The 13,654-nt window shown below is 61.3% G+C and carries 11 protein-coding genes; 7 read left to right on the top strand and 4 right to left on the bottom strand.

The features are described from left to right. The first annotated feature begins 17 nt into the window (after positions 1-17). The 3 genes from ACA055_RS19450 to ACA055_RS19460 all read left to right on the top strand — a co-directional run bounded on the left by ACA055_RS19450 (position 18) and on the right by ACA055_RS19460 (position 3,952). Positions 18-1,064, top strand: a complete 1,047-nt coding sequence (locus ACA055_RS19450; protein WP_497680133.1) for an ABC transporter substrate-binding protein — start codon at positions 18-20, stop codon at positions 1,062-1,064. A gap of 252 nt (positions 1,065-1,316) precedes the next feature. Continuing rightward, positions 1,317-2,441, top strand: a complete 1,125-nt coding sequence (gene zapE / locus ACA055_RS19455) for a cell division protein ZapE (protein WP_497680134.1) — start codon at positions 1,317-1,319, stop codon at positions 2,439-2,441. A 197-nt stretch (positions 2,442-2,638) separates the two neighbouring features. Further along, the gene (locus ACA055_RS19460) at positions 2,639-3,952 is read left to right on the top strand and encodes a leucine-rich repeat-containing protein kinase family protein (protein ID WP_497680135.1); all 1,314 of its coding nucleotides are present in this window, start codon (positions 2,639-2,641) and stop codon (positions 3,950-3,952) included. A gap of 163 nt (positions 3,953-4,115) precedes the next feature. Here the strand turns inward: ACA055_RS19460 and ACA055_RS19465 are convergent, their stop codons facing one another. Then, positions 4,116-4,823 (bottom strand): YebC/PmpR family DNA-binding transcriptional regulator, encoded by a 708-nt coding sequence (locus tag ACA055_RS19465; protein WP_497680136.1) that lies wholly within the window; start codon positions 4,821-4,823, stop codon positions 4,116-4,118. A gap of 217 nt (positions 4,824-5,040) precedes the next feature. Between ACA055_RS19465 and ACA055_RS19470 the strand changes: the two genes are divergently transcribed. Continuing rightward, positions 5,041-6,471 carry a type VI secretion system Vgr family protein gene (locus ACA055_RS19470; protein ID WP_497684452.1) on the top strand — a complete coding sequence of 477 codons (1,431 nt, stop codon included), beginning with the start codon at positions 5,041-5,043 and terminating at the stop codon, positions 6,469-6,471. A 3-nt stretch (positions 6,472-6,474) separates the two neighbouring features. On the opposite strand, the gene ACA055_RS19475 is transcribed toward ACA055_RS19470, so the two are convergent. After that, complete coding sequence (locus ACA055_RS19475) at positions 6,475-7,866, bottom strand: FAD-dependent oxidoreductase (RefSeq protein ID WP_497680137.1); 1,392 nt, start codon at positions 7,864-7,866, stop codon at positions 6,475-6,477. Positions 7,867-7,936: 70 nt separating this feature from the next. Beyond that, positions 7,937-9,262 (bottom strand): MFS transporter, encoded by a 1,326-nt coding sequence (locus ACA055_RS19480; RefSeq protein ID WP_497680138.1) that lies wholly within the window; start codon positions 9,260-9,262, stop codon positions 7,937-7,939. Between the two features lie 268 nt (positions 9,263-9,530). On the opposite strand from ACA055_RS19480, the gene ACA055_RS19485 reads away from it, so the two are divergent. Further along, positions 9,531-10,403 carry a LysR family transcriptional regulator gene (locus tag ACA055_RS19485; RefSeq protein WP_497680139.1) on the top strand — a complete coding sequence of 291 codons (873 nt, stop codon included), beginning with the start codon at positions 9,531-9,533 and terminating at the stop codon, positions 10,401-10,403. A 106-nt stretch (positions 10,404-10,509) separates the two neighbouring features. Here the strand turns inward: ACA055_RS19485 and ACA055_RS19490 are convergent, their stop codons facing one another. After that, a complete protein-coding gene (locus ACA055_RS19490) occupies positions 10,510-11,370 on the bottom strand; it encodes a LysR substrate-binding domain-containing protein (protein ID WP_497680140.1) in 861 nt (286 codons plus the stop codon). A gap of 109 nt (positions 11,371-11,479) precedes the next feature. Here ACA055_RS19490 and ACA055_RS19495 point away from each other — a divergent pair, with 109 nt between their 5' ends. Further along, a complete protein-coding gene (locus ACA055_RS19495; RefSeq protein WP_497680141.1) occupies positions 11,480-12,589 on the top strand; it encodes a 2-aminoethylphosphonate--pyruvate transaminase in 1,110 nt (369 codons plus the stop codon). A 151-nt stretch (positions 12,590-12,740) separates the two neighbouring features. Further along, a complete protein-coding gene (phnX, locus tag ACA055_RS19500; protein ID WP_497680142.1) occupies positions 12,741-13,568 on the top strand; it encodes a phosphonoacetaldehyde hydrolase in 828 nt (275 codons plus the stop codon). Positions 13,569-13,654 lie beyond the last annotated feature (86 nt).

The following is a 13,654-nucleotide window of genomic DNA, read 5'->3' on the forward strand; positions in this document are numbered from 1 at the left end:
AGAGGAAGGTCGCGCCAATGAATAACGTCAAACGCACTGCATTGCTGGGTTTCTCTTGCCTGAGCGCCCTGCTCACGGCCGGCCAGGCCCAGGCTGAACCGACGCTTTACCTGGGCATGAACGGCGGGACCATGGAGCGGCTCTATGCCGACAAGGTGCTGCCGGCGTTCGAGAAGGCCAACAACGTCAAAGTGGTAATCGTGCCCGGTACCTCCGCCGACATTCTGGCCAAGGTCCAGGCCAGCAAAGGCAACCCGCAGATGCACGTGATGTTCCTCGACGACGGCATCATGTACCGCGCCATCGCCATGGGCCTGTGCGACAAACTCGAAGACAGCGCGCCGCTGGCGCAGATTCCGGCCAAGGGGCGAATCAAGGATCAGGCCGTCGCCGTGAGCCTCGGGGTCACGGGGCTGGCGTACAACACGCGGCTGTTCAAGGAGAAAGGCTGGAGCGCGCCGACGTCGTGGATGGACATGGCCGACCCACGCTTCAAGGACAAACTGGTGTTCCAGTCGATGGCCTCTTCGACTTTCGGTCTGCACGGTTTCTTGATGTTCAACCGGATTCAGGGCGGCAGCGAAACCGACGTCGAGCCGGGGTTCAAGGCCTGGCCGAACACCGTTGGGCGCAACGTGCTGGAGTACATCCCGAGTTCGGCGAAAATTTCCGAAATGCTCCAGACCGACGAAGCGGCGCTGTTCCCGCTGACGCCGACCCAGGTCACGGCCCTGAAGATCAAGGGCATGCAGGTCGAATATGCGCAGCCCAAGGAAGGTGCTGTGGTCCTGAACGTCGCCGAATGCGCCATCGCCAATAACACTCAACCGGAACTCGCGCAGAAACTCGCAGCGTTCCTGCTGACACCTGAAGCCCAGGCCGCCGCGCTGGAAGATGGCGACCAGATCCCGTCCAACCCGAATACCCCGACCACCGACAAGACCCGTGGTCAAGTCGAGGCGATGAAACAGTATCTGGAAACCGCGATTGCCGTCGATTGGGATCAAGTGAACGAACAAAGGCCGGCGTGGAATGCGCGGTGGAATCGCAGTATCGAGCGGTAGGCAGCTGATACAAACCCTTGAGGCAACACAGCAAACCCTGTGGGAGCGGGCTTGCCCGCGAAGGCAGTACGTCAGTCGCCATTTATGTTGCCTGACACTACGCATTCGCGGGCAAGCCCGCTCCCACATCGATTACAAGCTCCCTCGCCCCAGGAGCTTCGTCGACACAACTGGAATGGAAATTCCCCCTTTGGTTACACTACGCCGCCGCAGCTCGGGAAGCCGGCCTGAAGATATCGGGGGTGACATACAGTGGCCGTTCGACCGCCCAACCGTTCACGACTCACACCACGCTGGCCCACGCTGCGCCGCTTGTTCGGCAAGGCATCGGCTGCGCCCGCCGGTGCGTGCGGGCGAGTGATCCACGACTACTTCCACCACAAGGCCCACGCCCAGGGCTACACCCTCAGCCACAGCCAACAGCGCGTGATCGATTGCATGGCGCAGCACGCCACCGCGCTGCTGGGCACATCGGCGAAAACACTTCCCGGTCTCTACCTGCATGGCGCCGTGGGTCGCGGCAAAAGCTGGCTGCTCGACGGCTTTTTCCAGGCCATCCCCATCGCGGAAAAACAGCGCCTGCACTTTCATGAATTTTTTGCCCGACTCCATCAGGGCATGTTCAGCCATCGCGATCAGCCCGATGCGCTGACAGCGACCCTCGATGAACAGCTGCACGATTGCCGGGTGCTGTGTTTCGACGAGTTTCATGTCCATGACATCGGCGATGCGATGCTCATCACGCGGCTGTTCAAGGCCCTGTTTCGCCGGGGCATCCTGCTGCTGGTCACCTCCAACTACCCGCCGGAAGGCCTGCTGCCCAACCCGCTCTACCACGCGCGCTTCAAACCGGTGATCGACCTGATCAACGGGCGCATGCAGGTCATGGAAGTCGGCGGTCCTCACGATTACCGCAGTCAGGTGAGAACCCACACTCAGCAGCTTTTCACCCAGGGGCGGTACATCTGGCCGGCCACGGTGGCGCAGCGGCAGTCGCTGAACCTGCCCGAAAACGCCGCGCCGACCATTGCGCTGCCCGTCGGGACTCGGCACCTGCAAGCGCGATACTGCGTCGGGCGAACCATCGGATTCACCTTCAGCGATGTGTGCGATCACCCGACCGCGGTCATGGATTACCTGGAATTGTGCCGGCGTTTCGATCACTGGATCATCGATGATCTGCCCAACCTCGCCGACTGTTCGATTGCCGCCCAGCAACGCTTTATCAACCTGGTCGACGTTTTGTATGACCAGGACAAGCACCTGACTCTGCTCGGCCGCCAGTCGTTGCGCGAAAGCCTGGGCGGCGATGCCATCGACCTGTCGCGCACGCGCAGCCGGTTGGGGCAGTTGGTGGAGGTCAAGGGAGTGGTCTGATCGGTATTTTTCGGCCGTAGCGGCCGGCCCCTTCGCGAGCAAGCCCGCTCCCACAATGGATCTGTGTGCGCCGCCAATCACCTGTGGAAGCGGGCTTGCTCGCGAAGGCGACCTCACAGTCACCACACCTTTCCCGCTATCATGTCGCCCATTTCCAGGCCCCCGCGCCCTTCTCTCGATCAATAGCGAATCTGTCCATGGATACCCTTGCACAACTGCGGGCCGGCCAACTGTCGGGCATCACCCGCCTGGACCTGTCTTGCGGCCTGACCGAGTTCCCCCGGGAAATCTTCGAGCTGGCGGACTCGCTCGAAGTGCTCAACCTCAGCGGCAACGCCTTGAGCAGCCTGCCGGACGATCTGCACCGCCTGACCCGTTTGCGCGTGCTGTTCTGCTCGGACAATCTGTTCACTGAACTGCCCGCCTGCCTGGGCCAATGTGCCGCGCTGACGATGGTCGGCTTCAAGGCCAACCGCATCGAAAACGTGCCGGCCGCCGCCCTCCCGCCGCAACTGCGCTGGTTGATCCTGACCGACAACTGCATCGAAACGCTGCCGACCGAGCTGGGTGAACGCCCTTACCTGCAAAAACTCATGCTTGCTGGTAACCGCTTGCAGGGTTTGCCCGAGAGCTTGCGCCACTGCCATCAACTCGAACTGATCCGCATCGCCGCCAACCAGCTGACGGAACTGCCGGAGTGGTTGCTGACTTTGCCGAGCCTGACTTGGCTGGCCTACGCCGGTAACCCGCTGGAAACCGAAGCCGATGCGAGCGCCCTTGAAGCGACCGCGAGCATCCCCTGGTCGCAGCTGCGCCTGGAGCAGCAACTGGGCGAAGGGGCTTCGGGAGTCATTCATCGGGCGCTATGGGAACGACCTGACCAACCGCCCCTAGAGGTCGCGGTCAAGCTCTACAAAGGCGAGATGACCAGCGATGGCTCGCCGTTGCACGAAATGAACGCCTGCATCACCGCAGGCATTCACCCCAACCTGATCCGGATCGAAGGCCGGATCGTCGGGCATCCCCAGGCGCAAAACGGCCTGGTGATGCAGTTGATCGAACCGAGCTACCGCAACCTGGCCGGGCTGCCGAGCCTGGCGTCCTGCACCCGGGACGTCTACGCCAACGACACCCGCTTCAGCGCTGGGGTGGCCTTGCGGATCGCCAGTGGCATCGCTTCGGTGGCCGAGCATTTACACCGACGAGGCATCACCCACGGCGACCTCTATGGTCACAATATTCTGTGGAACGACGACGGTGAGTGTTTGCTTGGGGACTTCGGTGCCGCGTCCTTCCACGCCACGTCGGACAGCCCGGAAAGCCGCGCCTTGCAACGGATTGAAGTGCGGGCGTTCGGGGTTTTGCTGGGGGAATTGCTGGAGCGGATCGAGTCGGGGTTGAGCGATGAGAGGCGTGCTCAGCTGGAGGAGTTGCAGCAACGCTGTTGTCAGCCGGATGTGCTGGCGCGGCCGGGGTTCAGTGAGGTTGTGCGATTGCTTGAGATCCGGTGACCGCTGCGCGGTCATTCGTCGGATCGCCGCCCGGAGCAAGCCCGCTCCCACATTGGGTTTCGTGTCGCACACATAACGTGTGTTCACGGAAGATCAAATGTGGGAGCGGGCTTGCTCGCGAAGACGGCCTGTCAGGCAACAGGACCGTCAATGACACACAGACTTAACCCGCTAATCCGACAAACATGTCCTGCACATCATCATGGTTATCGAGGCCTTCAAGGAATGCTTCGACTTCAGCCATCTGCTCATCGCTCAGACCGCTGACCGGGTTCTTCGGCTGGTAACCCAGCTTGGCCGACAACACGGTGAAGCCTTGCTCCGGCAGGGCTTTCTGTACCGCGTCCAGGTCAGCAGGCTCGGTCAGGAACAGGCTCGTGCCCTCTTCTTCACCGGGCTCGAAATCCTGGGCACCGGCTTCGATCGCGGCCATTTCCGGATCGGCATCCGGGCTGTCCGGGGACGCCTCGATCATGCCGACGTGGTTGAAGTCCCAAGCCACCGAACCGGAAGCGCCCAATTGGCCTTTGCGGAACGCAACACGGATTTCCGCCACAGTGCGGTTAATGTTATCCGTCACGCACTCAACGATCAGCGGCACCTGATGCGGCGCAAACCCTTCATACGTCACGCGATGGTACTGCACGGTTTCGCCGAGCTGGCCCGAACCTTTCTTGATCGCACGTTCCAGGGTTTCACGGGGCATCGAAGCCTTTTTCGCCTGCTCGACCACCAGACGCAGGTGTGCGTTAGTGGCGACATCGGCACCGTTACGGGCAGCAATGGTGATTTCTTTCACCAGTTTGCCGAAGATTTTGCCCTTGGCGTTAGATGCCGCTTCTTTGTGTTTAACCTTCCACTGTGCGCCCATTACTCACTCTCTTATCTGTGGCGCCGAGACATCTATTGGCCGACGCTTTGGGCAAGTTTATACGGCCTAAAGTCGGCAATCGACCAAAAATTCCAGCCAGGGATCGACATCTTCACCGGCGGTTGTAGGGCGATTCTGAAACATCGATTTGCGGTGACCATAAAGGGCCGTGGTTTCGTACCCTCAGCAGCCGTATTCCATGGCAGAAGCGCGCGCGATGCACAACGACAAGGAAAGTCCCTTCACCCTGACACTCCTCGACGGCGATTTAAGCTTTCAGGTGTTGCAATTCAGTGGTCGTGAGGCCCTCAACCAGCCCTATCGCTTCGACATCGACATCATCGGACTGGCGCCGGCCATCAACCTCGACCGCCTGTTGCAACAACCGGCGTTCCTCAGCCTTAAGGGTGATCAGGGCATTCACGGCGTACTCCACAGCGCCAGTCGCGAACATCGTGGTCCGCACCGGATCGGCTACAAACTGCAGCTGGTGCCCTACCTTCAAGCGTTGGACCAGTACCGTTCCCGCCGCGTGTTTCATCATTCGAGTGTGCCGATGATCCTGCGCCAGTTGCTTGAGGAACAGGACTTGCCCGAGGACAGCTACCGCTTTGAGCTGGCAAATGGAAACTATCCCCTGCGACCTTTTTGCATTCAGTACGAGGAAAGCGATCTGGCTTTGCTGCAACGGCTGTGTGAAGAAGAAGGCATCCATTTTCACTTCGAACATCACCGCAACGGGCATGTGCTGGTGCTGGCCGATGACAGCCTGAGCTTCCCGCAGGAGCCGTTGCTGATGCCCTTCGACGGCGACGTTTGCAGCGAAAGTGTCCAGCCGACGATCAGTGAATTATTCCAGCGGCATGACTCGCCGCCCTCCCCTGCGCGACCGGACGCGCCGAACCGTGGCGTGCTGAACATTGATGATGGAGCGGCCAACCACGCCTTTGCCGGAACCTCCCCGATGCGCGCCCGTCCGGCACCTGAGCAGCTTCATCGCGATCAGCTCAGCCGCCGACACCTGGAGCGACTGCGCTGCCGACAGCAGCAGATCCATGGCCAAAGCAACCAGAGCGCGATGCACAGCGCGCAGATCGTGCAAGTGGCAGAGCATCCGCAGCCGGTTTTCAACGATCAATGGCTGATCATCGAGACCCGGCATCAAGGGCAACAGCCTTCGATTCTTGCCCGAGACACCTCCGACATTGCCGAACTTTACCGCAACCATTTCACTGCCATTCCCTGGTCAACGGCATTCAGGCCGGCGCTCAAACAGGCCAGACCGAGCATCCCGGGCTATCAACCCGCCCGTGTGCTCGGCCCTGTCGGGCAACCGGCAGCGCTGGATGATCGGGGTCGAATACACGTCAGGTTGTGGCCAAACCCGCAAGCCGATCAGGAGGAATCCGTCGGCATCTGGCTACCGGTCGCCATGGCGGCACCGGACGGACGGATCGACCGGTCCAGACTGCCAAGGGCCGGCAACGACGTGCTCATCAGCTTCCTCGACAGCGACCCGGACCGTCCGGTGCTGTGCGCCGGTGTGGGCAGACACCACAGCCCTCGGCCTGCCCGAACTCATGAGCCACGCAGCGATACTCGCCTGTTGCTCGACTGGCTGGTCAATCGCCCGGATGACACACCCTGACGCTCAACCCTTGTCGGCCTTGCCTGCCGCCGCGGCGAACTTCGCCAGGCGCACGTCCAGGTGCCGTGGCCGCTGCCCGTGATCCTCGGCGCGCTCCTTGCGGCGGATGGCGTTGCGCACCATGAGTGAGCCGAGGTAACGAATCGGCTCCGGTGGAAAAAATCCCAAGGGACCATTCACCAATGGCGAACGGGTCCAGGCGTTGTCGAGTCCCTGAACCATCGAGGCGAGAATCTGCCCGCCCATATGACACGGCCCAACGCCGCTGCCGGAATAACCGAAACCGTAGAACACGTTGCCGCTGGCACTCATCTGGCCAAAGAACGGCAGCCCCGTCACCGAGCGATCCGAAGGCCCGTTCCAGGTCGCCTCGACCTTGACCCCGGCAAACGCCGGAAAGAACTCCGTCAAGCTGTGCTGTAACAGGCCGGCATAGGGCGACGGCTGATCGAATACCGGCAGCATGCGCCCACCGTAGGCGAAGGTGTTGCCGCCCTTGCCGAGCATGATTCGACCGTCCGGGGTGTTGTGGTAGTAGTGCACGAAAATCCGCGAATCGAGCACAGTGACGCCACTGGTCAAACCGATCTCACTGAGCAGGTCCGGTCGCGGTTCGGTGATCAACATGTCGCTGGAAACAATCGCCACACTGCGTTCGAACTGCGGGAACGCGCGGGCCATCCAGGCGTTCATCGCCAACACCACCCGATCCGCGCGGATGGTGCCGTTCGGGGTTTGAATCCCCGCCGGCTTGCCCTCCTCCAGCCCGGTCATCGCGGTGTTTTCATGAATCCTCACGCCCAGTTGCAAGGCGACCCTGCGCAAACCGCGCACCAGTTTGCCCGGCTGCACACTCGCGGCGGCCGGGGAAAACCAGCCTTCCAGATGTTTGCTGGAACCGGCCATGCGTTGCACATCGGCCACCGGCCGTTGGGTAAACGAGTTGATGCCGTTGCGCTCCAGCGCGGCGATTACCGCGTCGGTCGAGCCGCATTGAGCGCGGTTGGTGGCGGTGTAGAGCGTGCCGTCGAGGCGGTAATCGGCGTCCACCGCGTACTGCTCGCAGAAGGCGCCGATGGCATGGATGCTGCGCTCGGATTCCTTGACCAGGCGCACGGCTTCTTCAACGCCGAACAGCCGTTCCAGGGTGAAGTACTTGGCCGACCACGACAACGCACAACCGCCGTTGCGCCCACTGGCGCCGGCGCCGCAGATGTCTGCTTCAATCAGCAGCACGTCCAGTTCGGGGTTCTGTTCCTTAAGCATGATCGCGGTCCACAACCCGGTGTAGCCGCCGCCGACGATGCACACATCGGCACGGGTATCGCCGTCCAGCGCCGCACAGGTTTCGGATGCATCGGCCTTCAAGGCCTGGTCCAGCCAAAAGGGTCTCATGGGGAAAAACTCCAGTCAGATTTCCACACGTCGGCCTGCCGCAAGCAGCAGGCCGCGAGGGGTAAGGGATTCAGGTACGCAGGGGTTTGACGGTCATCGGCTGGTTGGGCACGAAGGCGTCTTTGGCCAGTAATCCGGCCGGTCGGCTGTTCCAGTGTGGGATCAACACCAGCGCGGAGAACATCGCGCAGCCAGCGAAGACGATGAACACGGTGACCGAGTCGAAATAACCCGGCAGCAGCCCGCCGAGAATCGCCCCGACCGAACCGCAGCCGTTGACGAAACCCGCCGCCGTCGCGCCAGCCTTGGCGGTGCCGAAATCGATCGCCGCCGCGCCGCTGATCATCGAGTCCGGCCCGTACAGCGTCAGGCCCATGACAAACAGCAGCGCGACCACCAGCATCACGCTGCCGGTGTTCAAGGCGGCCATGAACAGCGCGAGGGTCACCGTAAGCGCCAGCAGACTGAGGACACAGGCCGGCATGCGCCGGGCGCCAAAGAGTTTGTCCGACGCCAGGCCGAGCAGGATCGGTCCGAGCAACCCGGCCAGTTCAAACGCGGTGGGAATGATCGCCGCGCCGACCTTGCCCACCGAAGGCATCTGTTCGAAGACGATCACCGGCCCCCACAGCAGAATCGCGTAGCGCGCCGGTTTCAGCAGAAAGTAAGCCAGGCCCAGCACCAGCACCGTGCGATTGCGCAGGATCTCGCGCATCGGCTCCAGGACGCTGATCTTGCTTTGTGCGTGCGCTTCTTCAACGGTCAGTTCGGGTTCGGGCTCCACCGCAGGCAAGCCAACGTCTTCAGGTTTATTACGCTGAAAGAAGAAGAACAGCACCGCCACCACGGCAACCACTGCCGCACTGGAAATGAACGCTGCGTGCCAGGTGCCGATCAGCGTGTACGCCCACCAGCCCGCAAACGGCGACGCGACCAACCCGCCAAAGGCATAGCAGGAACTCCATAACCCCAGCACCCGCCCGCGCTGATCGGCGGGAAAGAAACTGCCGATGTTTTTGCACAGCCCGGACCAGCCGGTGGACTGCGCCAACCCTTGAATCAACATGCAGGTGGCGAAGATCGGCAACGTGGCGAAACTGCCCATCACCAGCGCTGCCGCTGCGGATATCAACAAACCGCCGAGCACCACGACCCGTGGCCCAAAGCGGTCGGCCAGGATGCCCCAGGTGAATTGCCCAATGGCGTAAGCGGCGAGGTAGATAGCGTCAAGGTTGGCCATGGCCATCTTGTCGAGGGTGAACGTGGGGTCTTCGGCGATCCCGAGTTTGGCGACGGAAAACGCTTTGCGGGTGAAATAGAACGCGGCGTAAGCGAGCCAGGTGATGGCGAAGATCTGCACGCGCCAACGCTTGATGGTGCCGATGTGCTTGTTCATTGTGGTTCTGACCTCAGGGTGTGAGTGTGCCGGCAGAATTTGGAAGAAAACGCCTGTTTTTTTATTGTTAAGCACCGCGATATCGCTGCTTCCCTGAGGCGATACCGGTCAGATGAGTCCTGCATTTGCACGCACAGGCTCATGGCCACCGACGCTGTTCGACTGACCAGTCACCGGGGCTGAGGTCGATAAAAACAATTACTGATTAATAAGTGAAATCGATTTATCGTATTTCCAATATAAGCTCAGCTTGTTACTGGAGATTTCGATGTCGGTTTCTCACGCCCAGCTCAAAGCCTTCCACGCCGTGGCCGTACACGGAAGCTTTACCAAAGCCGCCGAGCGGCTTTTTCTCACGCAACCGGCGATTTCCGACCAAGTGCGCAAACTCGAAGAACGTTTCGGTGTGCTGCTGTTTCACCGCAACAAACGCTCAGTGCGCCTGACCGATTTGGGTGAGCGCCTGTTGAGCATTACTCAGCGACTGTTCGTCATTGAAGCCGAAGCCCAGGAACTGCTTCAGGCCTCCCAAGCGTTGCAGACCGGCAGCCTGGTGTTGGCGGTGGACGCACCGGTGCACGTGCTGCCGCAGATCGCCCGGTTCTGCGAGCGCTACCCCGGCATCAGCGTGAAAATCGAAACCGGTAACACCGATGAATCGCTGTTTCGCCTGTTCAACTACCAGGCCGATCTGGCGTTATTGGGCCGTGATGTCAGCGACGAACGACTGATCTCCTTGCCGCTGCGCAATGACCCGATGGTCGCGTTCGTTTCGCGCAATCACCCGTGGGCCGATCGTGAGTCGATCTGCCTGGCAGACCTGGACGACACGCCGCTGGTGCTGCGGGAAATCGGCTCGGTGACGCGCCAGACGCTGGAAGAGGAAATGGCCCGGGCCGGATTCCGCATCCGCCCGGCGATCGAGGTTGAAGGCCGGGAAGCGGCGCGTGAGGCGGTGGTGGTGGGGATTGGCGTGGGTGTGGTGTCGGCCGCCGAATTCGGTGCGGATTCGCGGGTGTGTGCGCTGCCGATTACCGACTGCAAGCGGCGATTGACCGAGACACTGGTGTGCTTGCGCGAACAGAGTTCGCGGCGGATGGTGGCGACGTTTCTGGAGATGGTTCGCGAGAGTCTTGTGTAGGCAGGTTCGGCCTCTTCGCGAGCAAGCCCGCTCCCACATTGGATCTGTGTGCGCCGCCATTCACCTGTGGGAGCGGGCTTGCTCGCGAAGGCCGCACCTCGGTCTATCAGGCAGGCGCCAACCCAAAAAACGCCTGTATCAACCGCAAGTCCCGCCGCCGCTCCATGCACCCGATCATGTGCCGATTCACCAACCCCGCCCCAATAATCGGCACCGCCACCACCCGCGGATCGTGGCTGACTTCCACCGACGACACCACGCCCACCCCCAACTCTGCGGCGACGGCCTCGGTCACCGCTTCGCGGCTGTCGAGTTCCAGCAACACCCGTGGATTGACCTTCGCCTGAGCACAAGCCTCATCAAACGTACGCCGGGTGATCGAACTCGGCTCGCGTAACACCATGATCACCTGATCCAGTTCCTTGAGCTGCACGCCTTTTGTCTTCTGCGCCCACGGATGGCCGTCGGGCACCAGCGCGCAAATCCGTGATTCGCTTAAGCCCTGCAAATGCAAACCCTTGCGCGGCTCGACTTCGGTCAGCACCGCCACATCGGCGTGCTCGGACAACAACGCGGCGAGCGTTTCCTGAGCATTGCCCAATCGCAGATTCACGGTGATCCCCGGATAGCGCGCACGCAGGCTCGCGAGCATCGGCATGACCATGTGCGGCCCGTCCGCCGCTATTTCCAGGCGTCCGGTCAGCAACTGCCGGTTGGCCTCGAGCATCACCTGCGCCTCTTCCGCCAGACCGAACATCGCTCGGGTGATCGCCGCCAGTTTGGTGCCCTCTTCCGTCAACTCCACCCGTCGCGCGGTGCGCCGTAACAAAGTGATCTGGTAGTGCTCCTCCAACGCCTTGATGTGTCCGGTGACGGCCGGTTGGCTGATGAACAGCCGCGCGGCAGCCCGGGTGAAGCTGCCCTCGCGGGCCACGGCGTCGAAGGCGCGGAGTTGGAACAGGTTCATGAATAACCCTCACTGATGGCTGGCATAACAACAAACAATTTGATTGATAGCACGGCAAATTGCAATTTAGACCCCGTAGCTTCATCCCATCGAATGCGAGGACACGAGAATGAGTACTGCCGAACCCATCCTGCTCACCCCCGGCCCGTTGACCACATCGGCCCGCACCCGTCAGGCGATGATGGTCGACTGGGGTTCATGGGATGACCGCTTCAATCAACTGACCGCCAGCCTCTGCGAACAACTGCTGGCGATCATCAACGGCGGCAATAGCCACCACTGTGTGCCCCTGCAAGGCAGCGGCACGTTTGCGGTCGAAGCGGCGATCGGCACGCTGGTGCCTCGGGACGGCAAAGTCCTGGTGCTGATCAACGGTGCCTACGGCAAACGCCTGGCGAAAATCTGCGAAGTGCTCGGTCGCTCCTTCAGCACCTTTGAAACCGCCGAAGACGAACCGACCACCGCCGCCGACGTCGACCGCCTACTGCGTGCCGATCCCAGCATCACGCACATCGCGCTGATTCACTGCGAAACCAGTACCGGCATCCTCAACCCGCTGCCGGAAATTGCCCATGTCATTGCGCAACACGGCAAACGCCTGATCATCGACGCCATGAGTTCCTTTGGCGCCCTGCCAGTGGACGCTCAACAAGTGCCGTTCGACGCGCTGATCGCGGCTTCGGGCAAATGCCTGGAAGGCGTGCCGGGCATGGGTTTCGTCTTCGCTCGCAAAGAAGCATTGGCCAGTTCCGCCGGCAACTCGCACTCCCTGGCGATGGACTTGTACGACCAGCACACCTACATGGCCAAGACCGGCCAATGGCGCTTCACCCCGCCGACCCACGTGGTCGCCGCGCTGCACGAAGCCCTGCTGCAATACAACGAAGAAGGTGGCTTGCCGGCCCGCCATCAGCGCTATGCCAATAACTGCCAGGTGCTGCTGGACGACATGGCCAAACTGGGATTGCACAGCTTTCTACCCGCCGCGATCCAGGCACCGATCATCGTCACCTTCCACGCACCGAAAGACCCGCGCTACCAGTTCAAGGAATTCTACGAACGCGTCAAGGCCAAGGGTTTCATCCTCTACCCCGGCAAATTGACCCAGGTCGAAACCTTCCGCGTCGGCTGCATCGGGCACGTCAACCAGGCCGAGATGCATGCGGCCGTGGCGGCGGTCGCCGAAGTGCTGCGCGAGATGGAAGTCCTCGAAATCTGAACCACACCGCAATCCACTGTGGAAGCGGGCTTGCTCGCGAAAGCGACCTGACATTCAACATTGATGTCAACTGATCCACCGCCTTCGCGAGCAAGCCGCTCCCACCAAAAGCAGCGCCTCTATCAGCCAGTTGCCACAGGATTTGATCACCATGAACTACGCAAACCCAACCAAACTCCAAGCCGCCATCCTCGACTGGGCCGGCACCGTGGTCGACTTCGGCTCCTTCGCGCCGACGCAGATTTTTGTCGAAGCCTTCGCCGAATTCGACGTCCAGGTGTCCATCGAAGAAGCCCGCGGGCCAATGGGCATGGGCAAGTGGGACCACATCCGCACCTTGTGCGATCAGCCGCAAGTTGCCGAACGCTATCGCAAGGCGTTCGGCCGCACGCCAACCGACGAAGACGTGACCGCCATCTACAAACGCTTCATGCCGCTGCAAATCGAAAAAATCGCCGAACACTCGGCACTGATTCCGGGCGCCCTGGACACCATCGCCAACCTGCGCCAGCAAGGGATCAAGATCGGCTCGTGCTCCGGTTATCCAAAACAGGTCATGGACAAAGTGGTCGAACTGGCCGCCACCAACGGTTACGTGGCCGACCACGTCGTCGCCACCGACGAAGTGCCCAACGGCCGCCCATGGCCGGCCCAGGCCCTGGCCAACGTGATCGCCCTGGGCATCGATGATGTCGCAGCCTGTGTGAAAATCGATGACACGGTGCCGGGCATTCTCGAAGGTCGTCGCGCCGGCATGTGGACCGTGGCGTTGATCTGCTCGGGCAATGCGCTGGGCCTGGATTACGAAGGTTATAAAGCCCTCGGCAGCGACAAACTGGCCAGCGAACGCAAACGCATCCACGCGATGTTCGAAGGCTCGCGACCGCACTACATGATCGACACCATCACCGACCTGCCGGAAGTGATCGCCGACATCAACAAGCGCCTGGCCAACGGCGATATGCCGCAAACCGCTTGATGACGCCCGCCGCATAAAAAAGCGCCAGCTCCTGAAAGGAACTGGCGCTTTTTTTTGTGACCGATGTCGCGTCCTGCTACAAGGGG

It is taken from the genome of Pseudomonas sp. LBUM1657 (genome assembly GCF_059716075.1).

Excerpts from the sequence above, each read along its gene's own strand:
- ACA055_RS19480 (WP_497680138.1), bottom strand. The coding sequence starts at position 9,262 with ATGAACAAGCACATCGGCACCATCAAGCGTTGGCGCGTGCAGATCTTC.
- ACA055_RS19490 (WP_497680140.1), bottom strand. The coding sequence starts at position 11,370 with ATGAACCTGTTCCAACTCCGCGCCTTCGACGCCGTGGCCCGCGAGGGC.
- phnX (WP_497680142.1), top strand. The coding sequence starts at position 12,741 with ATGAACTACGCAAACCCAACCAAACTCCAAGCCGCCATCCTCGACTGG.
- ACA055_RS19460 (WP_497680135.1), top strand. The coding sequence starts at position 2,639 with ATGGATACCCTTGCACAACTGCGGGCCGGCCAACTGTCGGGCATCACC.
- ACA055_RS19475 (WP_497680137.1), bottom strand. The coding sequence starts at position 7,866 with ATGAGACCCTTTTGGCTGGACCAGGCCTTGAAGGCCGATGCATCCGAA.
- ACA055_RS19465 (WP_497680136.1), bottom strand. The coding sequence starts at position 4,823 with ATGGGCGCACAGTGGAAGGTTAAACACAAAGAAGCGGCATCTAACGCC.
- ACA055_RS19485 (WP_497680139.1), top strand. The coding sequence starts at position 9,531 with ATGTCGGTTTCTCACGCCCAGCTCAAAGCCTTCCACGCCGTGGCCGTA.
- ACA055_RS19495 (WP_497680141.1), top strand. The coding sequence starts at position 11,480 with ATGAGTACTGCCGAACCCATCCTGCTCACCCCCGGCCCGTTGACCACA.
- ACA055_RS19470 (WP_497684452.1), top strand. The coding sequence starts at position 5,041 with ATGCACAACGACAAGGAAAGTCCCTTCACCCTGACACTCCTCGACGGC.
- ACA055_RS19450 (WP_497680133.1), top strand. The coding sequence starts at position 18 with ATGAATAACGTCAAACGCACTGCATTGCTGGGTTTCTCTTGCCTGAGC.